This window comes from Luteimonas sp. MC1825 (assembly GCF_014764385.1).
Taxonomy (GTDB): Bacteria; Pseudomonadota; Gammaproteobacteria; order Xanthomonadales; family Xanthomonadaceae; genus Luteimonas.
In genome coordinates this window covers 1,382,322-1,407,258 of record NZ_CP061714.1, presented here as the reverse complement: position 1 = coordinate 1,407,258, position 24,937 = coordinate 1,382,322, and the positions used below count along the sequence as shown (strand labels likewise).

The 24,937-nt window shown below is 70.1% G+C and carries 20 protein-coding genes and 1 tRNA gene; 11 read left to right on the top strand and 10 right to left on the bottom strand.

Annotated elements, in window-relative coordinates:
• Window positions 1-24 precede the first annotated feature (24 nt).
• From ykgO to IDM46_RS06460, 5 genes are all read left to right on the top strand, one after another.
• Window positions 25-150 (top strand): type B 50S ribosomal protein L36, encoded by a 126-nt coding sequence (gene ykgO, locus IDM46_RS06480; RefSeq protein ID WP_057628212.1) that lies wholly within the window; start codon window positions 25-27, stop codon window positions 148-150.
• Window positions 151-365: 215 nt separating this feature from the next.
• Window positions 366-692: a hypothetical protein gene (locus IDM46_RS06475; RefSeq protein WP_182821307.1), complete on the top strand. Its 327-nt coding sequence runs from the start codon at window positions 366-368 to the stop codon at window positions 690-692.
• A gap of 4 nt (window positions 693-696) precedes the next feature.
• Entirely contained in the window at window positions 697-1,728 is a 1,032-nt protein-coding gene (locus tag IDM46_RS06470) for an agmatine deiminase family protein (protein ID WP_185115163.1), read from the top strand.
• A 60-nt stretch (window positions 1,729-1,788) separates the two neighbouring features.
• Window positions 1,789-2,673, top strand: a complete 885-nt coding sequence (locus tag IDM46_RS06465) for a carbon-nitrogen hydrolase (RefSeq protein ID WP_185115162.1) — start codon at window positions 1,789-1,791, stop codon at window positions 2,671-2,673.
• Window positions 2,674-2,678: 5 nt separating this feature from the next.
• A complete protein-coding gene (locus IDM46_RS06460; RefSeq protein WP_185115161.1) occupies window positions 2,679-3,911 on the top strand; it encodes a TraB/GumN family protein in 1,233 nt (410 codons plus the stop codon).
• Here the strand turns inward: IDM46_RS06460 and IDM46_RS06455 are convergent.
• From IDM46_RS06455 to IDM46_RS06445, 3 genes are read right to left on the bottom strand one after another with little or no spacing between them, the layout of a single operon-like run.
• Window positions 3,882-6,980, bottom strand: a complete 3,099-nt coding sequence (locus IDM46_RS06455; RefSeq protein ID WP_185115160.1) for an efflux RND transporter permease subunit — start codon at window positions 6,978-6,980, stop codon at window positions 3,882-3,884. The genes IDM46_RS06460 and IDM46_RS06455 overlap by 30 nt on opposite strands.
• Complete coding sequence (locus IDM46_RS06450; RefSeq protein WP_185115159.1) at window positions 6,977-10,483, bottom strand: efflux RND transporter permease subunit; 3,507 nt, start codon at window positions 10,481-10,483, stop codon at window positions 6,977-6,979. Before IDM46_RS06450 ends, IDM46_RS06455 begins: the two co-directional genes overlap by 4 nt.
• Window positions 10,480-11,595 carry an efflux RND transporter periplasmic adaptor subunit gene (locus IDM46_RS06445; protein WP_223878044.1) on the bottom strand — a complete coding sequence of 372 codons (1,116 nt, stop codon included), beginning with the start codon at window positions 11,593-11,595 and terminating at the stop codon, window positions 10,480-10,482. Before IDM46_RS06445 ends, IDM46_RS06450 begins: the two co-directional genes overlap by 4 nt.
• Before the next feature lie 255 nt (window positions 11,596-11,850).
• Between IDM46_RS06445 and IDM46_RS06440 the strand changes: the two genes are divergently transcribed.
• Window positions 11,851-12,186 (top strand): cytochrome c, encoded by a 336-nt coding sequence (locus tag IDM46_RS06440; RefSeq protein ID WP_182823709.1) that lies wholly within the window; start codon window positions 11,851-11,853, stop codon window positions 12,184-12,186.
• An 8-nt stretch (window positions 12,187-12,194) separates the two neighbouring features.
• Complete coding sequence (locus tag IDM46_RS06435; RefSeq protein WP_182821321.1) at window positions 12,195-12,626, top strand: c-type cytochrome; 432 nt, start codon at window positions 12,195-12,197, stop codon at window positions 12,624-12,626.
• A 77-nt stretch (window positions 12,627-12,703) separates the two neighbouring features.
• Here IDM46_RS06435 and IDM46_RS06430 read toward each other — a convergent pair whose 3' ends face one another.
• Window positions 12,704-14,398: a hypothetical protein gene (locus IDM46_RS06430; RefSeq protein ID WP_185115158.1), complete on the bottom strand. Its 1,695-nt coding sequence runs from the start codon at window positions 14,396-14,398 to the stop codon at window positions 12,704-12,706.
• Between the two features lie 28 nt (window positions 14,399-14,426).
• Entirely contained in the window at window positions 14,427-15,020 is a 594-nt protein-coding gene (locus IDM46_RS06425; protein ID WP_182821325.1) for an NfuA family Fe-S biogenesis protein, read from the bottom strand.
• 108 nt (window positions 15,021-15,128) lie between these two features.
• Between IDM46_RS06425 and IDM46_RS06420 the strand changes: the two genes are divergently transcribed.
• A complete protein-coding gene (locus IDM46_RS06420) occupies window positions 15,129-15,470 on the top strand; it encodes a 4a-hydroxytetrahydrobiopterin dehydratase (RefSeq protein ID WP_185115157.1) in 342 nt (113 codons plus the stop codon).
• A gap of 40 nt (window positions 15,471-15,510) precedes the next feature.
• Here IDM46_RS06420 and IDM46_RS06415 read toward each other — a convergent pair whose 3' ends face one another.
• On the bottom strand, window positions 15,511-16,479 hold the full coding sequence (locus IDM46_RS06415) for an RluA family pseudouridine synthase (RefSeq protein ID WP_182821329.1): 969 nt from the start codon (window positions 16,477-16,479) through the stop codon (window positions 15,511-15,513).
• A gap of 450 nt (window positions 16,480-16,929) precedes the next feature.
• On the opposite strand from IDM46_RS06415, the gene rne reads away from it, so the two are divergent.
• A complete protein-coding gene (gene rne, locus IDM46_RS06410) occupies window positions 16,930-20,136 on the top strand; it encodes a ribonuclease E (protein WP_185115156.1) in 3,207 nt (1,068 codons plus the stop codon).
• 21 nt (window positions 20,137-20,157) lie between these two features.
• Here the strand turns inward: rne and IDM46_RS06405 are convergent, their stop codons facing one another.
• The 4 genes from IDM46_RS06405 to serS form a co-directional block, all read right to left on the bottom strand.
• The gene (locus IDM46_RS06405; RefSeq protein WP_182821333.1) at window positions 20,158-20,805 is read right to left on the bottom strand and encodes a response regulator; all 648 of its coding nucleotides are present in this window, start codon (window positions 20,803-20,805) and stop codon (window positions 20,158-20,160) included.
• Window positions 20,806-20,944: 139 nt separating this feature from the next.
• Window positions 20,945-21,034: transfer RNA gene (locus IDM46_RS06400), tRNA-Ser, on the bottom strand.
• 71 nt (window positions 21,035-21,105) lie between these two features.
• Window positions 21,106-22,086, bottom strand: coding sequence for a LysR substrate-binding domain-containing protein (locus IDM46_RS06395; protein ID WP_182821335.1), 981 nt, complete (start codon window positions 22,084-22,086; stop codon window positions 21,106-21,108).
• A gap of 90 nt (window positions 22,087-22,176) precedes the next feature.
• A complete protein-coding gene (serS, locus tag IDM46_RS06390) occupies window positions 22,177-23,469 on the bottom strand; it encodes a serine--tRNA ligase (RefSeq protein ID WP_185115155.1) in 1,293 nt (430 codons plus the stop codon).
• 106 nt (window positions 23,470-23,575) lie between these two features.
• Between serS and IDM46_RS06385 the strand changes: the two genes are divergently transcribed.
• Window positions 23,576-24,223 carry an energy transducer TonB gene (locus tag IDM46_RS06385; protein ID WP_185115154.1) on the top strand — a complete coding sequence of 216 codons (648 nt, stop codon included), beginning with the start codon at window positions 23,576-23,578 and terminating at the stop codon, window positions 24,221-24,223.
• 72 nt (window positions 24,224-24,295) lie between these two features.
• Window positions 24,296-24,898, top strand: coding sequence for an energy transducer TonB (locus tag IDM46_RS06380; protein WP_185115153.1), 603 nt, complete (start codon window positions 24,296-24,298; stop codon window positions 24,896-24,898).
• Window positions 24,899-24,937: the final 39 nt, after the last annotated feature.

The window sequence follows — 24,937 nt, the reverse complement described above, 5'->3', positions numbered from 1 at the left end:
CCCCAACCCGTTTCGAGGTTTGTCATGAAGGTCCTGTCCTCACTCAAGTCGGCGAAGACCCGGCACCGCGACTGCAAGGTCGTTCGTCGTCGCGGCAAGATCTTCGTGATCTGCAAGTCCAACCCGCGCTTCAAGGCCCGCCAGCGCTGAGCCGCGCGGAGGGAGCCGCCGCGGACGCATGACATCGCGCCGCGGCTGGACAGCTCCCGATTCCGAAAGGCCGCAGAAATGCGGCCTTTCGCGTATCCGGCGTGCGCGTCGGGCGTGACCGTGCGCCCGCTTCGTCGCGTCGCCACGGCGCACGGCCGCGCGATCTGCTAAAAACGCTGCGGCTGCGCCGTGCAGCGCCCACGGGGAGATCCACCATGCGCCTGATCCTTGCCATGACCACCGCCGCCCTGCTGGCCTGTGCCGGCACGGCGTCCGCCGACACCCTGCTGGTCGATCGCGCCCGCAGCGAAACCGGCCTCGCCATGCCCGCGCGCGGCACGACCATGGCCGACGTCGAGGCGCGCTTCGGCGCGCCAAGCGAGCGACTCGACCCGCGCGGTGGCCAGAAGCGGCAGTGGCCGACCATCAACCGCTGGGTCTATCCGGCGTTCACGGTCTACTTCGAGAAGACCCGCGTCGTCGATGCGGTCGCCAACCAGGCCACGCCGGCCGAGGCCGGACCCAAGCCGCCCATCCGCTGAGCCCATGAACGACGACACGCTGCGCTTCCCCGCCGAGTGGGAACCCCAGTCGGCGATCCTGCTGGCGTGGCCGCACGCTGGCACCGACTGGGCCGACCGTCTGGCCGACGTCGAAGAGACCTACATCGCGCTGGTCACGGCCATCACCCGCTTCCAGCGCGTGCTGGTGTGCGTGGCGGACGACGACGTCGAGGCCTATGCGCGCGCACGCCTGGCGTCGGCGCGCATCGACATGGAACGCGTGGCGTTCCTCGCCATTCCCTACAACGACACCTGGCTGCGCGACACCGGCCCGATCACGCTGGTTGGCGCGAACGGGTTACGGTTGCTGGATTTCCGCTTCACCGGCTGGGGCGGCAAGTTCGAGGCAAGCGAGGATGACCGCCTGGTCGAGCGTCTCGCCGACTCGGGAATCTTCTTCAACAATACCAGGCAACACATTGATTTCGCACTTGAAGGCGGCGCCATCGAAACCGACGGCGCGGGTAGCCTGCTGACCACGTGGCGCTGCCTGCACGAGCGCCATCCGGACGCCAGCCGCGAAGACCTGTCCGCGCGCCTCGCGGCATGGCTGCAGCAGGACCGCGTGCTCTGGCTCGAACACGGCTACCTCGAGGGCGACGACACCGACGCCCACATCGACACCCTCGCCCGCTTCGCGCCCGGCAATGGCATCGTGTTCCAGGCCTGCGACGACCCGGGTGACCGCCACCACGCCGAACTCGGCGCCATGGCTGACGAGATCGCGGCGCTGCGCACGATCGATGGCGCGCCCTACACGCTGCACCCGCTGCCGTGGCCGCAGCCGGTCGTCGATGAAGGCCGGCGGCTCGCCGCAAGCTATGCCAACTACCTGGTCATCGATGGCGCGGTGCTGATGCCGGCCTACGGCGACCCCGCCGACGACCGCGCGGCCGACGTCCTGGCCGCGGCGCACCCGGGCCGCGAAGTCGTGCAGGTCCCGTGCCGGTCGCTGATCTGGCAGAACGGCAGCCTCCACTGCATCAGCATGCAACTGCCGCGCGGGCTGGTGTAAGCGGGCGTTGGCACTCGCGCCACTACAATGGCGGGTCCGTCCGCCCACGGCAGCAGCAGAATGAAGAAGACCACCCTCCCCGTCGCCCTCGTGCAGGAGCGCAACCACGGCAACGCCGAGGCCAACCTCGCCGTCATCGAGCAGCGCGTGGCCGAGGCCGCCGCGCAGGGCGCCAAGCTCGTGCTGCTGCAGGAACTGCACAACGGCGCCTACTTCTGCCAGCACGAGTGCGTCGACGAGTTCGACCTGGCCGAGACGATTCCCGGACCAAGCACGGAGCGCCTTGGCGCGCTGGCCCGCAAGCATGGCGTGGTGCTGGTCAGTTCGCTGTTCGAGAAGCGCGCCGCCGGCCTGTACCACAACACCGCCGTGGTCTTCGACGCCGACGGCTCGACCGCCGGCAAGTACCGCAAGATGCACATCCCCGATGATCCGGGCTTCTACGAGAAGTTCTACTTCACCCCCGGCGACCTCGGTTTCGAGCCGATCGATACGGCCGTCGGCCGCCTCGGCGTGCTGGTGTGCTGGGACCAGTGGTACCCGGAGGCCGCGCGCCTGATGGCGCTGGCCGGCGCGGAACTGCTGCTCTACCCGACCGCGATCGGCTTCGACCCCGACGACGACGCCGCGGAGAAGGCCCGCGAGCGCGATGCGTGGATCCTCAGCCACCGCGGCCATGCCGTGGCCAACGGCCTGCCGGTGCTGTCGTGCAACCGCGTCGGCCACGAGCCATCGCCACTGGGCGCATCGGGCATCGACTTCTGGGGCAACAGCCACGTGCTCGGCCCGCAGGGGGAGTTCCTGGCCGAGGCCGGCAGCGACCCGACCATCCTCACCTGCGAAGTCGACCTGGGCCGCAGCGAACACGTCCGCCGCATCTGGCCGTTCCTGCGCGATCGCCGCATCGATGCGTACGGCGACCTGCTCAGGCGCTACCGCGATTGAACGGCGTGACCGACGCGCCTGACGGGGCCGCGACGCGCGCGGCGGCCGAGGCCGCCCTCGCCGGCCAGCCGCATGCCATCGTGGAGCGCGACGGCGTGCGCTACACCCTCCTCGGCACCGCGCACGTGTCGCGCGCCAGCGTGGACGCGGTGCGCGCGGCGATCGCCAGCGGCCACTACGACGCGGTCGCCGTCGAACTCGACGCGCAGCGCCTGCAGGCGATGACCGATCCCGACTCGTTGGGCCGGCTCGACCTCGTCAAGGTGCTGCGCGAAGGCAAGACGCCGCTGTTCGCGGCCAACCTGGCGCTCGCCAGCTACCAGCGCCGGCTGGCCGAACAGATGGGCGTCGAGCCCGGCGCCGAGCTCATGGCCGCGGCCACCGACGCGCGTGCCCTGGGCCTGCCGCTGCAGCTGATCGACCGTGACGTCGGCCTGACCTTCCGGCGCGCGATGCAGCGCCTCGGCTGGTGGGGCCGCGCCAAGGTCAGCGGCAGCCTGATGATGGGGCTGATCGCCAGCGACGCGGTCGGCGACGACGACATCGAGCGCCTCAAGCAGGGTGACGTGCTGGAAGCAAGCTTCAGCGAATTCGCCGGCGAAGTTCCCGAGCTGTACGAAGCCATCATCACCGAGCGTGACCGCTACATGGCCGCGCGGCTGCGCGAACCGCCGGCCGGCGCGCACGAAGTACTGGCCGTGGTCGGCGCGGGACACCTCAAGGGCCTCGCGGCGCACCTCGCGGACGATCGCGAGCCGCCACACGATGTGCGCGCGGGCCTCGAGACCGTCAAGCCCAAGTCGCGCGTGCCGTGGATGGAGATCACCATCGCCGTGGTCGTGCTCGGCGGCTTTGCCTGGGGATTCTGGCGCGGCGGTTTCGATGTCGGCGCCGACCTGATGCTGCAGTGGGTGCTGGTGACCGGCGGCCTGGGTGCGCTGGGCTGCGCGATCGCCGGCGGCCATCCGCTGAGCATCCTGGCCGCCTTCATCGCCTCGCCCATCACGCCGCTGCATCCCGCACTCGCCTCGGGCACGGTCAGCGCGCTGGTGGAAGCCGCGCTGCGCAAGCCGACCTATGCCGATTTCATGGCCCTGCGCGACGATGTCGGCACCGTACGCGGCTGGTGGCGCAACCGCGTGGCGCGGGTGCTGCTGAACTTTTTCCTGACCAGCATGGGCACCGCGATCGGCGTCTGGACCGGCGGCCTACGGATGCTCGGCAAGCTGTTCGGCTGATGCCGGACCACCGCGCCCGGCATGGGCGCGGCGCAGCAGCCTGGCGCTGCCGTTGGCCAGGTCGTCCAGCATCGCGTAGATCGTCGGCAGGAACAGCAGGCTGACCACGGTCGAGAACGCCAGCCCGCCGGCCACCGCGCGCGCCATCGGCGAGTACGCCAGCCCGCCCAGCACCACCGTGTCGCTGAGCGAGATCGGCACCATCGCCAGGATCGCCGTGCCCATCGTCATCAGGATCGGGCGCAGACGCTCGCGACTGCCCTCGACCAGCGCGTCGGTGCGTGACATGCCGCGCCGGCGCAGGTTGTTGATGTGTTCCACCATCACGATGCCGTTGTTCACCACCACGCCCATCAGCACCAGGATGCCGATGAAGCCCATCACCGTGAATGACGTGCCGGTGAGCCAGAACAGCCAGAACACGCCGAGGATCGAGAACAGCACGCAGCTCATGATGGCAGCGGGGAACAGCAGCGACTCGAACACCGCAGCCATCACCACGTAGATCATCAGCAGCGCCAGCACCAGGTTGAACAGCATCTGCTGCATGGCCTTCTGGTCGTCCTCGAAGCCGCTGCCCGAAAAACTGTGGCCGTAGCCGGCCGGCAGCGACAGCGAGTCAATCACGCTTTCCATCGCGTTGCGCGCTTCCTCCATCGTGGTCTCGCCTTCCAGGTTGGCCTGGATGCCGACCGCGGTCTGCCGGTCGTGGCGCGCGATGCGGCTGTCCGTCGGCTGCAGCTCCATGTCCACCATGGCCAGCAACGGCACTTGGCGCCCGTCCGGGCTGCGCACCATGAAGCCTGCGATGTCCGAAGGCTGGTACTGCTGCGCACCTTCGAAGCGCACCCATACCGGCACTTCGGCGTCGCCGCGGCGGTACTCGCGCAGCTGGCTGCCGCGCAAAGCCATCGCCACGAACGACGACACCTGCTCGGCGCTGAAGCCGAACGCCGCCGCACGCTCGCGGTCGACGCGCACCGCCAATTCCTCGCCGCGGTCGCCCTGGTCGACGCGCACGTCGCGCAGCTCGGGCCGTGCTTCGAGCATCGGCACCACGTCGTCGGCGATGTCGCGCAGCTGCGCGGCACTGTCACCCACCAGCTGCACGCTGACGTTCTTGCCCAACCCGCCGCCTCCACCGCCCTGCCCGCCGTTTCCCCTCACGCCGATCTCGGCCCGCGCCGACCTGGGCAGCGCCTTGCTGATCGCCTCGGCGAGTTCGCTGGTGTCCTTCACGTCGTCGTCGAACGTCAGCATTGTTCCGGAATCGGTGTCTTCGCCGAACCAGGAGTAGATCTGGGTGATGCGGAAGCGCTCGCGGTTCTGGTCGAGGAAGTCCTCGACGCGCCCGATCTCCTCCGACATCTGCGCGGTGGTGTAGCTGCCCTTCCACTGGTAGTACACGTTGAGCTCGCCCTGGTCTCCACCGCCGAACATGTCGAAGGTCGTGCCCTTGATCGGCACCACGCTGGCCGCGATCACCAGCGCGATGCCGGCCACGCTCCAGCCGCGATGCACCAGCGTCCAGCGCAGCAGGCGCGCGTAGCGCCCCTGCATGCGGCGGATCATGCCGCCCTTCTCCGCCAGCGCCGGCGGCGTGGGCATGCGCGCCGACAGCATCGGGATCAGGCTCACGGCCACCAGCCACGAGGCCAGCAGCGACACCGAGATGGTGATGGCGATCTGCGCCATGAAGATGCTGATGTCGTTGGTTTCGCCGAGCAGGTTGGGCAGGAACACGATGCAATGGCACAGGGTGCCCGCCGACAGCGCGATGGCCACGTTGCGGGTGCCCACGATCGACGCCCGCCAGGTGTCACCCGGGTTGCGCTCGCGCTCCTGGTAGATGCTCTCCACCACCACCACCGCGTTGTCGACCAGCATGCCCACCGCGAGCAGCAGGCCCATCAGGCTGAGGATGTTCAGGGTGACGCCGAAGAAATGCATGAAGCCCAGCGTCATCACGAAGCAGATCGGGATGGCCAGGGTCACCATCAGCGTGGACGGCCAGTGGCGCAGGAAGAAGAACAGCACCAGGATCGACAGCAGCAGGCCGATCGCCCCGGCCTCGGCAAGCTCGAGCAGCGAACTGGTCACGGACTCGCCCATGTCCTGCAGGACCTTGAACTCCACGCCCTCCAGGCCGGGCTCGTTGCCGGCCGCCCGCATCTCGGCCATCGCGTTGCGCGAGACCTCGACCAGGTTGGCATCGCGCTCCTTGTAGACCTCCAACCCCACCGCGGCGCGCCCTTCCAGTCGGCGACGGACGTCCACCCGCTCGGGTTTCAGCTGCACGGTGGCCACGTCACCCAGCCGCAGGCCGCTGGCATCGACCACCAGATCGCGGAGCTCGGCCAGTTCGCTCACCTCGCCCTGCGGCTGCACGCGCAGGCGCACGCCGCCGTCCTCGATCATGCCGGCCGACACCGAGAAGTTCACCGTGCGCAGGCGCTCGGCAAGCGCATTGAGCGCGATGCCGTGGGCGTTGAGGCGGTCGGGGTCGATCGCGATCTCGACCTCGTTGGCAGGCGCGCCATTGATCTCCACGCGTGCAACGCCCGGGACGCGCTCGATGCGCCGCTTGAGCTGGCGGTCGATCAGGTCGTACGACGAGGACAGGTCGACATCGCCGGCCAGGCGCACGCGCAGGATCGCCTGGTCGCCGGTGGACCACTTGAACACGAAGTAGCGCCGGAAATCGTCGGGCAGGTCCTGGCGGATGGCATCCAGGCGCTCGCGCGCCTCGGAGGCGGTGATCGCAATGTCGCGGTCCCAGTCGCTGAACTCCATGAACACGCCGGCGCCGTTGGCGGTGGCCTCGCCACGCATGCGCTTGACGCCGGTCATCGTGGCCAGCGCCTCCTCCGCCGGGCGGAGCACATTGCGCTCGACCTCCTCCGGCGTGGAACCCTCGTACGGCAGCTGCACGAACAGGAACGGTGCCGACACGTCCGGCAGTGCCTCCAATGGCAGCCGGAACGACGCGATCAGGCCGACCACGAACAGCGAGACGAACAGCATCACCGTCGTCACCGGGCGACGCAGGCTGAACTCGGCAACGCTCATGCAGGCAGCCCGTCGTCGTCGGTCGCGGCACCTGTCGCGGCACCTGTCGCGGCACGCGCGCGTCGTCCGCGCTCCAGGTAGTGCGCGTCACCGCGGCGATCCAGCAGGTCGTAGACCACCGGGATCACCAGCAACGTCAACAGCGTGGACACCAGCAAGCCGCCGATCACCGTGATCGCCATCGGCGAGCGGACCTCGGCGCCCTCGCCGAACGCCAGCGCCAGCGGCATGAAGCCGAACAGCGTGGACAGCGTGGTCATCACGATCGGGCGCAGGCGCGAACGCGCACCCTCCACCAGCGCCTCGCGCTTGGCCACGCCCGCTTCGCGCAGCTGGTTGACCTTGTCGATCAGGATGATCGCGTTCTTCACCACCAGGCCCACCATCAGGATCAGGCCGATGAACACGACCACCGAGACGGTGTTGCCGGTCAGCAGCAGGGCCAGGATCGCGCCGACCATCGCCAGGGGGATGGTGAACAGGATCACGAACGGATGCAGCAGCGATTCGAACTGCGACGCCATCACCAGGTAGACCATGAAGATCGCCAGCGCGAACGCGAACAGCAGCGAATTGAGCGAATCGGCGAGCTCCTCGCCCTGGCCACCGACGTGCAGGCCAATGCCGGCGCCAAGCGGGTTCTCGCTGACCAGGCGGCGCACGTCCTCGACCGCGGCACCGAGGTCGGTGTCGCGCAGGTTGGCCGACACCACCGCCACCCGCACCTGGTCGGCGCGATGCACTTCGCTGGGGCCGGTGGTGGCGATCACGTCGGCCACCGCCGAAAGGCGCACGGGCCGCGCGGACGCCGGATTCACGATCAGGTCGCGGATCGCCTGCACCGAACCACGCTCGCCTTCCTGCGCCCGCACCAGCACGTCGATCTTGCGGTCGCGGAAGTCGTAGCGCGTGGCCACCTCGCCACGCACCGAATTGACCACGGCATCGGCCACCTGGCGCGTGGTCAGCCCGAGCGCACCGGCGCGTTCCTGGTCGAACACGATGCGGATCTCGGGCGCGCCCTGCTCCACGGTCGACTTGACGTCCGCGTAGTACGGGCTGTCGCGCAGCAGCGCGGCCAGGCGCTGTCCGGCGGCCGCCAAGTCGTCGAGGTCCTGGCCGCGCAGCTCGATCTCCAGCGGGCTGGAGAAGCTGAAGAGCGCCGGACGGCTGAAATCGACTTGCGCACCCGGATGCTCCTGCATGGTCGCGCGCAGGCCCTCGGTCAGATCCGCCTCGAGCGCGCGGCTACCGCCGTCCTCCATCACCACGGTCAGCCGGCCGATGTTCTCGCCGCTGTCGGTGGGATTGGCATCCAGGCGCGTGCCGGTGCCGCTGACGCCGAACAGCACTTCGACGCCCTCGTCGTCGGCGTGCGCCTGCTGCACCTGGCGGACCAGCGCATCCGTCTCGCGCAGCGGCGTGCCGGGCGGCAACCGCGCGGTCATCTCGAAGCGGTCCTGGGCGAGCTGCGGGATCAGGTCGGTGCCGAGCGTGGGCACGATGGCCATGGTGGCGACAAACGCCGCAAGCGCCACGCCGATGACCAGCCGTGGCCGGCCGAGCGCCTTCGGCAGCACGCGCAGGTAGCCGCTTTCGGCGCGCGCGTACGGCGCCATCGCCACCCGGCTGGCCGTGCGCATCGGCGGACCGACCGCCGCGACCAGCAACCGCCAGGCACGCACCAGCGCCCAGGCGATGCCGAAGAACACGGCATGCAACACCCAGCCGATGCCGCGTCCGGTCGCGGCGGCAGGACGCTGCCAGCGCTTTTCTGGCCGCCATTGCGGGTGCGGGGCCTCTTCCGGGAACGCCAGCGGCGCGCGCGCCTTGAGCGCGCTCAGCATCGGGATCAGGGTCAGTGCCACCAGCAGCGAGATGCCGACGGCCAGCGCGATGGTCATCGCCTGGTCGCGGAACAGCTGCCCGGCAATGCCTTCCACGAACACCAGCGGCAGGAACACCGCGATGATCGTCAGCGTGGAGGCCACGACCGCCATGCCCACCTCGCGCGTGCCGACAATCGCCGCGTCCAGCACGCCCAGGCCGCGTTCGCGCGCCTTGGCGATGCTCTCCAGCACCACGATCGAGTCGTCCACCACCAGGCCCGTGGCCAGCGCCAGGCCGCCGAGCGACATCACGTTGAGGCTCAGGCCGAACTGGTCCATGAAGAAGAACGTGGTGATGATCGACACCGGCAGCGAGATGCCGACCACGAACGTGCTCCACGCATTGCGCAGGAACAGGAAGATGATCAGGATCGCCAGCGCGCCGCCGATCAGCGCGTCGGTGCGCACATCGGAGATCGCCGCGCGGATGAACTTCGCCTGGTCGTCCACCACCGCCAGCTCGATGCCCGACGGCAGGTCCTTGCGGATCTGCACCAGGCGCTGCTCCACGGCGTCCGCCGTGGCGACCGTGTTGGCGTCGCCCTCCTTGTAGATCGCAAGCTCCACCGCCTCGCGGCCGTCGAGGCGGATGATCGCCTCGCGTTCCTTGAAGCCCTGGCGGACCTCGGCGATATCGCCCAGGCGCACCGCACGGCCATCGGCCACGGCGCGGTTGGATGCGGAAGCCGCACTCTGCGCCGACATCGCGGCGGCCATCACCGAAGCGTCTCCGGACGCGGCCGCAAGACGCGCGACCTCATCGGCGCCGCCGGCGCCGCCGGAGCCACCGGCCTGCGTCGCCACCAGCATGCCGCGGATTTCGTCCACGCCGGCGAACTGGTTGACGGTGCGCACCAGGTAGCGCTGCGTGCCCTGCTCCAGGCGACCGCCGGACAGGTTGATGTTCTCTTCCTTCAGGCGCTGCACGACCGCGGCGACCGAGAGGCCGATCTGCGACAGCTTCTGCAGGTCGAGTTCGACCTGGATCTCGTCCTCGAGGCCACCACCGACCTTCACCGCCGCCGCACCGGGCACGGTTTCAAGCTTCTTCTTCAGGTCGTCGTCGGCATAGCGGCGCAGCAGCGGCAGTTCGCGCTCGACGTCGCCCTCGGCACTGCTGCTGAGCGCCAGGCGGAGGATCGGCTCGGTCGCGGGGTTGAAGCGCAGCAGCACCGGAGGCGTGACCTCGAGCGGCAGCTGCAGCGTCTCCATCTTGTCGCGGACCTCCAGGCTGGCCTGGTCCATGTCCGTGCCCCAGGCGAACTCGAGCACCACGTCGCTCTGCCCGGTGCGCGACACCGACTTCAGCCGGCGCAGACCCTTCACCACGCCCAGCGACTCTTCCACCGGCTCGCTGACCAGGGTCTCGATCTCCTGCGGCGCGGCACCGGTGTACTCGGTGCGCACGGTCAGCGTGGGATAGCTGATGTCCGGCAGCAGGTTGACCTTGAGGTTGCCCAGCGCGATCAGCCCGAACAGCAGCATGCTGACCGTCACCATCGCCACCGTCACCCGGCGGCGCACCGCGAATCCGACCAGGCCGTCGGCGCGCACGGTGCCGTCGACGTCATCCGCGTGGTGCAGGTCGCGGCCTTCCCCGCCGCGGCTGCTCATCGCGTCTGCCCGGCGGCCTTGGCGCCGGCCTCGGTGGTCGCCTTGGCGGCCACCGCGGGCGGATCGCCGATCACCTGGACCGCACTGCCGTCGCGCAGCGTGACCTTGCCCGCCGTGACCACGCGATCACCGGCGTCCAGGCCCTTGCGGACCTCGACGAAGGCACCTTCGACATAGCCGGTTTCGATGGTCGTGCGCACGGCCTTGCCATCGCGGACCACGAAGACCGCGGGGTCGCCTTCGTCCTCGAGCAGTGCGGTGCGCGGGATGGCCAGCGCGTTGGCGCGGTTGTCGTAGTCGATGCCCATGCGCGCGAACATGCCCGGCTGCAGCGCGCTGTCATCGGGGTCGAAGGCGCAGACCACGCGGAAGGTGCCGCTGCCGGCCTCGACCACCGGTGCGATGCGGTCCACCACGCCGGTGAAGCTGCGGCCGGGCAGCGCATCGACCTGCATGCGCACCGGCAACCCGGCGCGCAGCGTGGTCAGGTCGCGCTCGGGGACGTTGAGCGTCGCCTCCAGCCGCGAGTTGTCGACGATGCGGATGATCGGCGTGTTGATCTGCACGAAGTTGCCGGTCTTGATGGAACGCGATGCAACCACGCCCGAAATCGGCGCCACCACGTTGGTGTACGACAGCTCCAGCTGCGCCAGCCGCCACGCCGCGCGCGCGTTTTCCAGGTCGTAGCGCAGCTGGTCGTGGTCGCCGACGCTGACCATCTGCTGCTCGACCAGCTGGCTGGCACGGCGGAAATTGGCTTCGAGCTTGCGCATCTGCGCGTCGACCTGCGCCAGGTTGAGCCGTGCACGATCGGCATCGATGCGCACCAGCACCTGGCCGGCGCGTACCGCATCGCCCTCCTCCACCAGCACCTGCAACGCGACGCCCGACGTCTTCGACACCACCTGTGCTTCGGCGCGCGCCTCCAGGGTCGCGCTGCCGCTGTAGCTCGCCGCGATCGCGCGCGGTGCGGCGGCCACGGCCTCGACCGGCACCGCCTCGGGCGCCTTTTTCTCATCCTTCGCCGCGGCATCGGCGCCGCCTCGGCAGCCCTGCAGGAACAGGCTGGCGGACAACATGAGGACGGCGAGGCCGACGGCGCGGCGACGCATGACGGGTGAGCTCGGAAGCATGGAAGGGCAGCCAGAATGGTGTGGTAGCAAGGTATAGCACCGGCCCCGCGACGCATATCCGCCGAAGGTCATGGTGGCGAGCGGCAGGGCAAGGCACCGGTGCGCATGTGGAGGTCGCCAACGCGCGGCGTTAACAGTCGTCGGGTCGGCGGCTATACTGCGCCGATTGCACGCGTCCGCAAGGCCGCTCGCTCCCAGTCATACCACCAGCCTCAGGATGCGGACCCAGACATGATGCGACCGATGCCGATCGCCGCCTGCCTCGCCCTTGCCCTTGCCTCGTTCGCCCCCGCCGCCATCGCGCAGCAGGCCGCCGCGGGCAACGCCGAGAGCGGGCGCATGCTTACCTATACGTGCGTGGGTTGCCACGGCATCGAGGGATACAAGAACGCCTATCCGCACTACCACGTGCCGCGGATCGGCGGCCAGTCCAGCGAATACCTGGTCAACGCGCTCACCGAGTACCGCGACGGCACGCGCAAGCACCCGACCATGCAGGTGCAGGCGCAGAGCTTTTCCGAGCAGGACATCGCCGACATCGCCGCCTTCATTTCCGGACTGACGCCGTGAGCCGCCACATGACGATCGCCAAAGCCGCACGCCTCGCCCTCGTCCTGGTCGCCACCGTCGGCCTCGCCGCCTGCGGCGACGGCACGACGGCCAGCGGTGTCGCATCCGCCACGTCGGTCAATGCGCTGCCGGTTGGCCGCATCGCCCAGGGCGAGCAGCAGGCCAATGCCAAGGGTGCCGCCACCGGCCAGTCGTGCATCGACTGCCATGGCGCCGACGGCAACGTCCCGCTCGATCCCACCTATCCCAAGCTCGGTGGCCAGTACCGCGACTACCTCGCGCATGCGCTGCAGACCTATCGCAGCGGCGCGCGCGACCATGCGCTCATGTCCAGCCAAGCGCGTGGCCTGGACGACCAGCAGATCGCCGATCTCGCCGCGTACTTCGCGTCGCGCCCGGGCCAGCTGCGCGACCTGCACGGCGCGCACGCCGGCAAGTGACGGCGGCTGTCGCGCGAATTCCCCGCGACTGAAGCGCCCTGGAAGGCCCGCCTGGCGCGGGCTTTTCCTTTTTTCCGCTACGGTGCCGGACCCAGGCTTTCCTGGTCTTCCTGCAGCTCGCGCTTGAACGGCACGTCGGGTGGCTTGCGCGCGGTGGCTTCGATGTCCTGCATGTTGGGATCGACGATGTCGCAGGCCCCGCCGAGGGCCAGCATGACCGTCACGCAGCGGATCGACTTGGAGCTTCCCGGGATCGGGATCCTGACCTCGGTGACGCTCTTGCGCACCCATTCGGCCAGCAGGCTTTCATGCGGCACCCAGTAGCGGTCCAACGACGTCGGCTCGTAGCCGATCGGCGGGCGCTTCAGCCAGGTGCCATTGCGGTCGATCTTGGCGAAGTCCTCGGTGATCGTGCCCGGTGGCAGTCCGCCACCGACACGGCCGCCACCCGGCAGGCGCGCGCTGCCGTCGGCGTTGAACAGGCCCGAGCTGCCGGCCTGGCCACCGGCGACGTTGCGCGTGGAATCACCGCGGTCGTCACCGCGACGCGGCGACGGCAGCGTGCCCGGCTTGGCGTCCGCGGCTGGACCGGCACCCGCCGCCGACCCGGTGGCACGCGCACCGCTGCCCGTGGCATCCGGGCGCCCGCCTGCGGGCGTCCGCGTCGCGCCGGCGACGGTGCCGGTAGCGGGCTGCCTCGCGCTGCCGGGAGCATCGGCCGCGGTGGCGGTCGCCACGGTTGTTGCCGGTGCAGCGGCGGCCGGGCGAGCGCTCGGCATCGGAACGCCGCGGTCGCGCACCGCCGGTGCCTGCGCGGCGGGCTGCCTGGTGGTGATCGTCGGCAATTCGCGGGCTGGGAGCGTGTCGATCCTGGCGGTCTCCGGGGCCACCTCGATCTCGCGCTCGACCACGGCCACGCCGCGCGGCGAGGGCCGGGGCACGGCCACCTCGATCGGGCGCGTGCGCACTTCGGCCAGCACCGGCGAAAGCGGGGCTTCGGCGACATCGATTTCACGCACGCGCGCCACCACATCCCTCGGTGCAACGGTGGGCGCGGCGATGTCGACGGGCCGCGGCGGCGGCACCGTGAAGACGCTGTCCGGCACGGCGACCTCGGTGACCTGCAGCGGGGACGGCGCCGGTGCGACCACCGCCACGGCGGGCGCCTCGGCCAGCGCCTCACCCGGCTCGGGCAGCGGCGCTGGCGGCGGAACGACCTGCGGCTCGCGTGACGTCGCCGCCGATGGCGCGGCCGATGCCGATGCGGCAGGCGCCGGCGCATCGTCGCTGATCGCCTGTGCGGCGCCGCCGCCGGCATCTTCGGGCGTGCCGGTGCCGATGAATTCGACCTGGATCACCTGCTCGCCCTCGCGGGCCGCTTCCGGCGCCGGAAACACGAAAAAGCGCGCATGCATCAGCCACACGAGGGCGAGCGCGAACAACAGGTGCAACAGCATGCTCAGCGTCATCGCCGCGACCCGCGTGCCGCGTTCATCGCGGCTGGCCGGCTGCCAGCCCTGGCGCCACAACGTGGCGTAGGCACGCCAAGGGCCCAGCACTTCGAGCACGCGGGTCGACAGCTGCGGCTCGCGCGCCATCAGGATTGCGGCGATATCACCGGCCGCGGCACCCACCACCCCGCGACTGCGCGTGCCCGTGGCGGCGAACCACTCGCGCCAGCCGGGCGGGAACTCGCCCACCGGAGGCGGCGGACGCAGCGAACGCCGCATGCGCCGGCGCAGGGCTTCGATCAGTTCGGCGGAGGAGAACATCCGTCGCGGTCGAAGCGCGGCTGCGCGATCAGGCCGAGGCGCGCGGGATGTACGGCGCGGCGCCGGTGTCGTGGTCGGTGGCGTCACGCACAGCGGTCACCCCCGGCACGCGCTCCATCAGCGTCTTCTCGATGCCCTGCTTGAGGGTCACGTCGGCCATGCCGCAGCCGTGGCAGCCGCCGCCGAAACGCAGCAGGACCACGCCGTCGGCGCGGACTTCCTCCACGTCGACATGGCCGCGATGCTGGGCGAGCTGCGGGTTGACCACGTGCTCCACGGTCCAGCGCACGCGCTCGACCAGCGACGCGCCGGCGTCGGGTTCCTGGCCCTTGATCTTGGGCGCGCGGATCTGCAGCTGGCCGCCGGTGGCGAGCGTGGCGTAGTCGATCTCGGCGCCGTCGAGGTACGGCACGCTGGTCGCGTCCAGCCAGAGCGTGAACCCCTGGCAGTCGATCGCCCATTCGTCGCCTTGCAGTTCGTCGGGTGCGGCAAACTCGAGCCGGACGTCGGCATCGGGTGTGCCGGCCCGCATCGCGGCCAGCCGTACGCCCATGCCCGACACGGCTTCGCGTTCGATCAGCTTGCGGAAATGGGTCTGCGCGGATTCGGAGATCTGGATCATGGGCGTATTCTAGCCGCCCGGCCCGCCATTGCCGTATACACGGCGGGCGCGCGCACGGCGCCACACCTTTCGTTCAGGCCGGCCGTACATCCGGCCACAGGAGACACCATGTCCGACCTCATCCCGCTTGCCCAGGCACATTGCACGCCGCGCAAGGGCAGCGAACACAGGCTCAGCGAAGCGCGCGTCCACGAACTGCTGCCGGAACTGCCCGGCTGGGCGCTGGCCGAAAACGGCCAGGCACTGACGCGCACGTTCCGCTTCCCCGATTACTACCGGACCATGTCGTTCGTGAACGCGCTGGCGCACATGGCCAACCGCGAGGACCACCACCCGGATCTCGGCGTGCATTACGACCGCTGCGTGGTCCGCTATTCCACCCACGATGTCGGCGGGCTGAGCGAGAACGATTTCATCTGCGCCGCGCGCGCGGACGCGATCGCGGGCTGATCCATCCGGGACGTGCCAGGGCCGTGGGCCGCGGGAGCGACTAGCGCAAGCGGTCCAGGACCTCGCCCAGCTCCGGGTCGAGTGGCGCGCTCAGCACGTAGGGCGCCTTGCCGTCGTCGAGCGCGAATTCCAGCGACGCCGCATGCAGGAACATGCGCCGCAGCCCGACCTGGTCGCGCAGGCGGCGGTTGACCTCGGGCTCGCCGTACTTGTCGTCGCCGGCGACTGGATGGCCGATATGCCGCGCATGGGCGCGGATCTGGTGGGTGCGGCCGGTCTCGATGCGCACCTCGCAATAGGAATGTCCGCCCAGCCGCTCCAGCACGCGGAAATGGCTGAGCGAGGCCTTGCCCGCCGGGTTGACCTGGACATGGCGCTCGCCGCCCTGGCGCAGGCCGACGTGCAGCGGGGCATCCACGCTCATCACGCCGTCGGGCATGCGCCCGGTGAGCAGCGCCAGGTAGCGCTTTCGCAGCCCCGCGCCGCCGTCCTCGCGCATCAGCGCCTGCAGCCCGGTCAGCGCCGATCGCTTCTTGGCCACCACCATGAGGCCGGAGGTGTCGCGGTCCAGGCGGTGCACCAGTTCCAGTGGCTCGCCCGGCCGCAGGGCGCGCAGGGTTTCGATCACGCCGAAGCTGATGCCGCTGCCGCCGTGGCTGGCGATGCCCGCCGGCTTGCTGATGGCAAGCAGCCGGGCGTCCTCGAACACGATGCTGGCGGCCATGGCGTCCAGCAGGCTGCGCCCGGGCACGCCCTTTTCGCCGGCCTCCTCCAGCCGCACCGGCGGAATCCGCACCTCGTCGCCCGCCTCCAGGCGCCGGTCGGCCTTGACCCGCCCCCCGTTCACGCGTACCTGGCCGCTGCGCACGATCTTGTAGACCAGCGAGCGCGGCGCGCCTTTCAGCTGCCCGAGCAGGAAGTTGTCCAGGCGCTGCCCGTCACGGTCGTCGGGGATCCGCACGGTGCGGACGCCGCCGGTGGCGGGTGGATCGGGCTTGCGTTCGGTCATTCGCTGGAGTCCTGCCTGCATGCGGAGCCGGCTGCCTGCGGCAACCGGCCCGGAGTCTTTTTCTGATACACTCGCGCCGCGAGATAAGGTGCTGATTTCGCAGGAAGTTCACCGGCCAAAAGCCGGCCTTCCGCGGATCCCGTACAGCGCGCGGCCACTGCCCTCGGGGCAGCCATGTTAGCGGCTGGACAGCAGTTCCTGTGATCGCCCGGTGCCACGGCACCGGCGCTGAACATGTCCCAGCGGCGCGGACGCCCCTGCCTCCATGGCATCGGCACCCGCTGCCGCCGGCCCAAACCAAAATCAAGAGTACAAGCGCTCCCGCGGCCCGCCGTGGTGTGCAGCGCTGGAAGCAACCGAGGTCGCCTTGGCGCTCACGCGCCGGCGGCAGGCCACATCCAGGCGAAACGCCCCGGCGTTCCGCGTGCGAGAGCGCGCGAGGAACGCACCATGAAACGCATGCTGATCAACGCGACGCAGGCAGAAGAGCTGCGCGTCGCCATCGTCGACGGCCAGAACCTGTACGACATCGACATCGAGCAACCGTCGAAAGAGCACAAGAAATCCAATATCTACAAGGGCCGCATCACCCGCATCGAGCCCTCGCTTGAAGCCGCCTTCATCGAATACGGCGCCGAGCGCCACGGCTTCCTGCCGCTGAAGGAAATCTCCCGCGACTATTTCGCCTCCGGCGTCGACCACAACAAGGCCGGCATCAAGGAGCTCCTGCGCGAAGGCCAGGAAGTCGTGGTGCAGGTCGACAAGGACGAGCGCGGCAACAAGGGCGCGGCGCTGACCACGTTCATCTCGCTCGCCGGCCGCTACATGGTGCTGATGCCGAACTCGCCCACCGCCGGTGGCGTGTCGCGCCGCATCGAGGGCGAGGACCGCGCCGAGCTGAAGAAGGCGATGGACGCGCTCCAGATCCCCGATGACATGGGCGTGATCATCCGCACCGCCGGCGTCGGCCGTGACGCCGAAGAGCTGCAGTGGGACCTCGACTACCTGTTGAGCGTGTGGCGCGCCGTGGCCGAAGCCGCACTCAGCAAGCCCGCGCCGTTCCTGATCTACCAGGAATCGCGGCTGATCATCCGTGCGCTGCGCGACTACATGCGCGCCGACATCGGCGAGATCCTGGTCGACACCCCGGAAATGTTCGAGGAGGCCAAGGAATTCGTCGAGCAGGTGATGCCGCACAACCTGCGCAAGCTGCGCTACTACACCGACGACGTGCCGCTGTTCAACCGTTTCCAGATCGAGTCGCAGATCGAGAACGCCTACGAGCGCACCATCCGCCTGCCCTCCGGCGGCGCGCTGGTGATCGACCAGACCGAAGCCCTGACCGCGGTCGACGTGAACTCAGCACGCGCCACCAAGGGCGGCGACATCGAGGAAACCGCGTTCCACACCAACCTCGAGGCGGCCGAAGAGGTCGCCCGCCAGCTGCGCCTGCGTGACCTGGGCGGCCTGGTGGTCATCGACTTCATCGACATGTCGTCGAGCAAGCACCAGCGCGACGTGGAGAACAAGCTGCAGAACGCGCTGAAGTACGACCGCGCGCGCGTGCAGATCGGCCGCATCTCGCGCTTCGGGCTGCTGGAGATGTCGCGCCAGCGCCTGCGCCCGAGCCTGGGCGAGTCCAGCCAGATCGTCTGTCCGCGCTGCGAGGGCCACGGCCGCATGCGCAGCATCGAGTCGCTGGCGCTGTCGATCGTGCGCGTCGCCGAAGAGCACGCCATGAAGGACAACACCGGACAGGTGCTGGTGCAGGCCCCGGTTGACATCGCCAACTACCTGCTCAACGAAAAGCGCAGCGCGCTGGCCGAGATCGAGCAGCGCCACGCGTCGCCGATCGTGATCGTCGCCGACGAACAGCTGCAGACCCCGCACTACGAGGTCACGCGCCTGCGCGCAAACGAGCTCGACGAAGACTCGGCCAAGCCGAGCTATCGCCGCGGCACGCCGCGCAAGGTCGCCACCATCGCGCTGACCAAGGCCAACCTCAACGTGCCGCCGCCTGCCGCGATCACGCATGTCCAGCATGCGCATCCGGCACCGGTGCGCGAGCAGCGCGCCGCGCCCGAAGTGCAGCCGGAGGTCGCACCCGTGGCCGCGGCGGCACCTGCCCCGGCGCCGGTAGCCGCGGCGGGCGGGCTGATGGGTTGGTTGAAGTCGTTGATGGGTGGCTCGAGCAGCGTCGCACAACCGCAGGGCCGCGATGCCGGCCAGCAGGATGGACGCCGCAACGACCGCGGCGAGCGCGGCCCGCGCCAGGAGCGCGACGCGCGTGGCGGCAAGAACGGTGCACGCGATGGCCGTGATGGCCGCCGCGACGGCCGTCGCGGCGAGCAGCAGTCGGGCCGCGGCAGGCAGCAGGACAAGCCGCAGCAGCAGGCACAGCCGCAGGCGGCGAAGCAGCCCGCCGGCACGGGTGGTCAACAGCAGCAGGCCAGGCAGCCGCGTCCGCCGAGGCCGCCGCGCGGCGAAGGCGAGCGTGGCCAGCAGCAGGGCCGCCAGCGCCGCGAGCCGGCGAATGTGGAGGCGGCGAAGGCGGTCGGCAGCCAGCTGTCGGTCGTGGACGAGGCGATCCTGCCGGCCGCCGCCGCGGTTGTCGCGCCGGAAGCCGCTTCGACGACCGCCACTGCCACCGTGCAGGCCGTTGAACCGCGCCCCGTCGCCCAGTCCACGCCACGTCCCGCGCCCCCGGCCGCGGGCGACTCCGACGAGGACGACGATGAGCAGCAGGGCAGCGCCGATGCCACGGCTGATGACGACAGCGCCGACGGCACTGGCGAAGGCCCGCGTCGCCGTCGCGGACGTCGCGGCGGCCGTCGCCGCCGCCGCGGCGGTGGTGAAGGCAACGCGGCCGACGGCCAGGACGATGGCGTGTCGGCCGAGGACGCGGGCGACGTAGCCGCGGCCGACAGCTCGCAGCCGGAGTTCGACTTCGAGGACGACGAGGCCGAAGCCAAGCCGGCGCGCAAGCGCAGGCCGGCCTCCCCGGCGGCTGCCGCCGCGGCCGCCGTCATCGGACTGGACACCGACGCAGGCGCGGACGAGCAGGCGCATGAGCCGCGACCGGCCCGGATGGAGGCAGTCCAGGCCAGCGCGGTGTCGACGCCGGACGTGGTCGAGCCGGTCCGGGCGCAGTCCGGGGAACACGCCACCGCGGTGTCGCAGCCGGCGCCACAGGTTGTCGAGGCCCCCGTGGTCGCCCCGACGCCGGTTGTGGATGCGCCCGTGACCGAGCAGGCGCAGGCTGTCAACGCGCCCGTGGTGGAGCCTGCGCAGGTGCTCGAGGCGCCCGTGGTCGCTGGCGAGCCGGACGTGGTGGTTGCCGCCGATCCGGTGGTCGAACCTGACGTCGTCGTGGCACCGGACGTGATCGTCCAGCCTGACATGGCGGTCGAGCCGGCCCCCACCCCCCTCGGTGCACAGCCGCGAGGCCTGTTCGACGCGGTGGAACCGGCGCAGCCGGCCAGTGCCGACATGGACCCGGGCATCCCGGCCGGCCATCCGGCCGATGCGGGCGAAGCCGCCGCAGTGGCCTCGGCCAGCGCGGACACCGAGGCAGACAGCGTGGGCGAGGTCGAACTGGAGGCCCGCCGCCACCGCACCCCGTCCGGCGACGACGACCAGGCGCCACGCGGCGCCTGATCGCCAACCGTCCCGCGCGCGTCAGATGGCGTGCGCGGGATCGGTCATGCCGTACTGGCTGGCAAGCCTTGCAAGCGCGATGTTGTCGTGGATGCGCAGCTTCTCGAACAGCCGCGTCTTGTGGGTGTTGACGGTTTTCGCGCTGAGGCTCAGCCGACGCGCGATCTCTTCCTGGCGCAGGCCCTGCACCAGCAGCATCGCGACCTCCGTCTCGCGCGGCGACAGCGAATCGAACGGCGACTCGTCGCCCTCCAGTCCTGACAGCGCAAGGTTGTGGGCCACGTTGCTGGCCAGGAACCGGCGCCCGTTGTGGACCTCGCGGACCGCCCGCAACAGCTCGGCCGCATCACCACCCTTGCCGACATAACCCGCCGCACCGGCGGCGATCATGCGCTTGGGCATTGGCCCATCCTCGAGCACCGACACCACGATCACGCGCGGCCCGTATTCGCCGCGCACGATGCGCTCGGTGACTTCCAGCCCGCTGACGCCGGGCAGGTGCAGGTCACACAGCACGATATCGGGCTTCAGCGCGCGGATCTGTGGCAATGCCACTTCGCCGCTCTCCGCCTCGCCCACCACTTCGATGTCGGCTTCAGCCGACAGGATCATGCGCATCCCGGCGCGTACCAGTGCGTGGTCATCCACCACGTAGACCCTGATGGTCATCCTTGTCCCCTCTCCTGCTTGTTGCCCCTGTGGCGGAGGCTACCCGCGCCCTTGGGGGGTCGCAAGACGGAGAGGCCCGAAAGTTGCCGCGCATCCGTGACGCAGGGCGCATTCATGGGATACGCAAGGGGGCCTGGAGTGGCGGAGAGAGTGGGATTCGAACCCACGGAAGGTTTGACCCTTCGGCGGTTTTCAAGACCGCTGCCTTAAACCACTCGGCCATCTCTCCGGGAACGCAGGCACGTGGCACGCATCGCGCGCGGCGCGGATTGTCGCATGCGCGACGCCGGGCGACACGGCTCAGGCGGCGGCGGCCGGCGCGGCGTGCACGTGGCCTTCGCTCTCGCCGCGGCGGCACGAGCCGCAATCCACGCGCGAGGACTCGATCAGCGGCGGCAGCTTCTCGGCCAGGTAATCGATGAACACACGTACCGCCGGCAACATGCCGCGGCGCGACGCGAACACGACGTGCGCGATGCCCTGCGGCAGCCGCCATTCGGGCAGCACAACTTCCAGTTCGCCGTTGCGCACCGGTTCGGCGCACAGCGTCTCCGGCAGCATGGTGATGCCCAGCCCCTGCTTGGCAAGCGCCATCAGCATCGGGAAATCGAATCCGGCGACGCGCGGCTTCAGTTCGATGCGTCGCGTCTCGCCGGACGTGCCCTGCAGCTCCCAGCGCTGGCGCACTTCGTCCTCGCCCATCGTCATGGTCGTGTGGTCGTTCAATTCTTCCGGCGACGTCGGGCGGCCGGCGCGATCCAGATAGGTCGGGCTGGCGACCAGCAGTTCCTGGATCTGTCCGAAGCTGCGCATCACCAGGCTGCCGTCGTCGTCGAGCTTGTTGCGCACGCGGATGGCGACGTCGAAGCCTTCGTTGATCACGTCGACGCGGCGGTTGCTGACATGCATCTGCAGCCGCACCTGCGGATGGCGCGCGAGGAATTCCGGCAGGATCTGCGGCATCTGCTGCTGGGCAAGGCCGACCGGCACGCTGACGCGGACCAGTCCGCGCGGCTCGGCGCTGAGCCGGTCCACGACCTCGCGCGCGGCGGTGGCCTCGGCCAGCATCGACTGTGCATGGCGGTAGACGCTCTGGCCGACGTCGGTGACGGCGAAGCGGCGGGTGGAGCGCTGCAGCAGGCGCACGCCGAGCTCGGTTTCCAGCTGGCTGATGCGCCGCGAGAGCCTGGATTTGGGAATGCCGAGGGCACGCTCGGCCGCCGCGAATCCGCCATGGTCGACGACCATGGCGAAGTAATAGAGATCGTTCAGATCCTGCATGGCGCATCCTCCGGAACAATGGACGCTATTTGACCAAGATTTGCTCTCTATTGCAACAATGACGCCTGATAACCGGTGACCGTCCCGTTTTCAGGACAACAACTCCAGGCCACCCATGTACGGCCGCAGGGCGTCCGGCACCGTGATCGTGCCGTCCGCCTGCTGGTAGTTTTCCATGACCGCGATCAGCGCGCGGCCCACGGCAACGCCGGAACCGTTGAGGGTATGCACCGGCTCGGGCTTGCCGGTTTCAGCGTTGCGCCAGCGCGCCAGCATGCGCCGGGCCTGGAAATCTCCGCAGTTGGAGCACGACGAGATCTCCCGCCAGGTGTCCTGCGAGGGCAACCACACCTCGAGGTCGTAGGTCTTCTGCGCCGAGAAGCCCATGTCGCCGCTGCACAGCAACATGCGCCGGTATGGCAGGCCCAGCGACTCCAGCACCACCTCGGCGCAGCGCGTCATGCGTTCGTGTTCGGCATCGCTGTCGGCGGGACGCGTGACCGACACCAGTTCGACCTTCTCGAACTGGTGCTGGCGGATCATGCCGCGGGTGTCGCGGCCATGGGCGCCGGCCTCGGCGCGGAAGCACAGCGAATGCGCGGCCATCCGCAGCGGCAGGTCGGCGGCCTCGACGATCGTGTCGCGCACGGTGTTGGTCAACGGCACCTCGGCGGTCGGCACCAGGTAGCGCCGGGTGGCGGCGTCGCCCTCGCCGACCACGGTCGCGAACAGGTCGTCCTCGAACTTCGGCAGCTGGCCGGTGCCACGCATGGACTCGGCGTTGACCAGCAACGGCACGTTGGTCTCCTCGTAGCCGTGGCTCCCCACGTGCAGGTCGAGCATGAACTGCGAGAGCGCGCGGTGCAGGCGTGCCAGCTGGCCGCGCAGCACGGTGAAGCGCGCACCCGAGAGGCGGGCACCGGCGTCGCCGTCGAGCCAGCCGTGGCGCGTGCCGAGGTCGACGTGGTCGCGCACCGCGAAGTCGAACGCGCGCGGCGTGCCCCAGCGATGCTGTTCAACGTTGCCCGACTCGTCGCGGCCGGCCGGTACGCTGGCATCCGGCAGGTTGGGCAGGCCGAGCGCAATGGCTTCGAGTTCCGCCTTGATGCGGTCCAGCCCGGCTTCGGATGCCTTCAACTCCTCGCCCAGCCCGGCGACTTCCGCCAGCAGCGGGGCGGGATCTTCGCCGCGCGCCTTGGCCTGGCCGATCGCCTTGCTGCGCGTGTTGCGCAGGTTCTGCAGTTCCTGGGTGCGCACCTGCAGCGACTTGCGCCCGGTTTCCAGCCGCTCCAGCAAGTCGGCATCGAGGTCGACGCCGCGGCTTTCGCGCAATTGCTGTGCAAGCGCGCGGGGATCCTGGCGGAGGAGGTTGGGATCGAGCATCAGGTCTGTGGATTCGTGACGGACCCGGGATTATCACGCGTCGGTCGGCCGAATGCTGCACGCACGCGTGGCAGAATCGGCGGCACCCCCCTGATCACGGCTCCCGATGCCCGCACCCGGCCCCGCGCGCGACCGCGCCCGCAAGTCTTCTCCCCTGCCCTCCCTGCGCGGCTGGTGGATGGTCGCCGCCGCGGTCGGCGTGGGCATGGCGCTGTTCCTGCTGATCTGGCTTGGCCAGCGCGGCGACGACGCGCCCGTGCGCGCAGACGAACAGGCACCGGCCACCGCGTCACCGGCCTTCCGGCCCCTGCCCGCACCGCCGCCTGGAGGCCTCCCTGCCGACACGACGCTGCCGCAAGCTCCCGAGTCGGCGGCACGGATCGAAGAACCCGCTGCCCGGGCGCCGGCGCGCCCACCCGAGTCCCCGCCCGGGACAGAGACGTTTGCTGGCGACAGCCGCCCGGCCGAGACCGGTCTTTCCGCCAGTTCGCCGGTGCCAATCGAGAATCCGGGCCCCAGGTATCCGCCGAACGCGCTGCGCCGCGGGCAGTCCGGCGAGGTGCTGTTGCGCATCCATGTCGACGCCCGTGGCCTGCCGGCCCAGGTCGAGGTGATTTCGAGCAGCGGCTCGACCGACCTTGATCGCGCCGCGCGCGATGCCGTGCGACGCTGGCGCTTCCGGCCGGCGATGCGCGACGGGACGCCAACCGCTGGCGTCGTCAACGTGCCGATCCTGTTCGAAAGTGGCCGCTGACAGGCGCGGCGCACACACGGACACAACCTGCAGTGTGGAAGGCTCGGCGTATCACGCTGCGAGGAACCCGCCATGTCCAATCCGAACCCGTCGCCCGCCCCGCCGCCGCCCCCGCCCGGGGGCGACGACACGGTGTACGCGCGCAAGAGCGCCAGCCCGCTGATCTGGATCCTGCTGCTGCTCGCCCTGCTGGCCTTCGGCTGGTACGTGTACAACCAGCGCGGCAGTGTCTCCAGCGCGCCACAACCCGCCCTCCCGCCCGCCGTGGAGATCGGCGACGCGCAGGACGCCGCCGCGGAACGCGAGCGCGCCGCGGATGAGGCGCGCCAGGAGGCCGAGCGCGCGCGTGAGGCCACGCCAGCCCGCGCCCCGGCGGCGAAGGTGCCGCCACGGGTCCAGCCCGACCGCGCGGCCAGGCCGGTCACGCGCGTCGAGCCGACCTACCCGGCGACGGCCTACCGTGCCCGCGAGGAAGGCACGGTGCTGGTGAGCGCCGACATCGATGCCAGCGGTGCGCCGGTCAGCGTGGATGTGGCGCGCCGCAGCGGCTCGCGCGCGCTCGACCAGGCGGCCGTGACAGCGGTGCGCCAGTGGCGTTTCGATCCGGCGATGCGCGGCGGGAAGGCCGTGACCTCCACCGTTGAAGTGCCGGTGGAGTTCCGCCTCGACCGCTGATGGTCGCACCCCGGGTGACGCGTGCTGGTGGATGCCGCA

What these genes read in the sequence shown, in the direction of transcription:
- IDM46_RS06465 (WP_185115162.1), top strand. Translation starts at nt 1,789, where the DNA reads ATGAAGAAGACCACCCTCCCCGTCGCCCTCGTGCAGGAGCGCAACCAC.
- IDM46_RS06445 (WP_223878044.1), bottom strand. Translation starts at nt 11,595, where the DNA reads ATGCGTCGCCGCGCCGTCGGCCTCGCCGTCCTCATGTTGTCCGCCAGC.
- IDM46_RS06405 (WP_182821333.1), bottom strand. Translation starts at nt 20,805, where the DNA reads ATGACCATCAGGGTCTACGTGGTGGATGACCACGCACTGGTACGCGCC.
- IDM46_RS06420 (WP_185115157.1), top strand. Translation starts at nt 15,129, where the DNA reads ATGTCCGACCTCATCCCGCTTGCCCAGGCACATTGCACGCCGCGCAAG.
- ykgO (WP_057628212.1), top strand. Translation starts at nt 25, where the DNA reads ATGAAGGTCCTGTCCTCACTCAAGTCGGCGAAGACCCGGCACCGCGAC.
- IDM46_RS06455 (WP_185115160.1), bottom strand. Translation starts at nt 6,980, where the DNA reads ATGAGCGTTGCCGAGTTCAGCCTGCGTCGCCCGGTGACGACGGTGATG.
- IDM46_RS06440 (WP_182823709.1), top strand. Translation starts at nt 11,851, where the DNA reads ATGCGACCGATGCCGATCGCCGCCTGCCTCGCCCTTGCCCTTGCCTCG.
- serS (WP_185115155.1), bottom strand. Translation starts at nt 23,469, where the DNA reads ATGCTCGATCCCAACCTCCTCCGCCAGGATCCCCGCGCGCTTGCACAG.
- IDM46_RS06475 (WP_182821307.1), top strand. Translation starts at nt 366, where the DNA reads ATGCGCCTGATCCTTGCCATGACCACCGCCGCCCTGCTGGCCTGTGCC.
- rne (WP_185115156.1), top strand. Translation starts at nt 16,930, where the DNA reads ATGAAACGCATGCTGATCAACGCGACGCAGGCAGAAGAGCTGCGCGTC.
- IDM46_RS06385 (WP_185115154.1), top strand. Translation starts at nt 23,576, where the DNA reads ATGCCCGCACCCGGCCCCGCGCGCGACCGCGCCCGCAAGTCTTCTCCC.
- IDM46_RS06430 (WP_185115158.1), bottom strand. Translation starts at nt 14,398, where the DNA reads ATGTTCTCCTCCGCCGAACTGATCGAAGCCCTGCGCCGGCGCATGCGG.
- IDM46_RS06380 (WP_185115153.1), top strand. Translation starts at nt 24,296, where the DNA reads ATGTCCAATCCGAACCCGTCGCCCGCCCCGCCGCCGCCCCCGCCCGGG.
- IDM46_RS06435 (WP_182821321.1), top strand. Translation starts at nt 12,195, where the DNA reads ATGACGATCGCCAAAGCCGCACGCCTCGCCCTCGTCCTGGTCGCCACC.
- IDM46_RS06425 (WP_182821325.1), bottom strand. Translation starts at nt 15,020, where the DNA reads ATGATCCAGATCTCCGAATCCGCGCAGACCCATTTCCGCAAGCTGATC.
- IDM46_RS06395 (WP_182821335.1), bottom strand. Translation starts at nt 22,086, where the DNA reads ATGCAGGATCTGAACGATCTCTATTACTTCGCCATGGTCGTCGACCAT.
- IDM46_RS06470 (WP_185115163.1), top strand. Translation starts at nt 697, where the DNA reads ATGAACGACGACACGCTGCGCTTCCCCGCCGAGTGGGAACCCCAGTCG.
- IDM46_RS06450 (WP_185115159.1), bottom strand. Translation starts at nt 10,483, where the DNA reads ATGAGCAGCCGCGGCGGGGAAGGCCGCGACCTGCACCACGCGGATGAC.
- IDM46_RS06415 (WP_182821329.1), bottom strand. Translation starts at nt 16,479, where the DNA reads ATGACCGAACGCAAGCCCGATCCACCCGCCACCGGCGGCGTCCGCACC.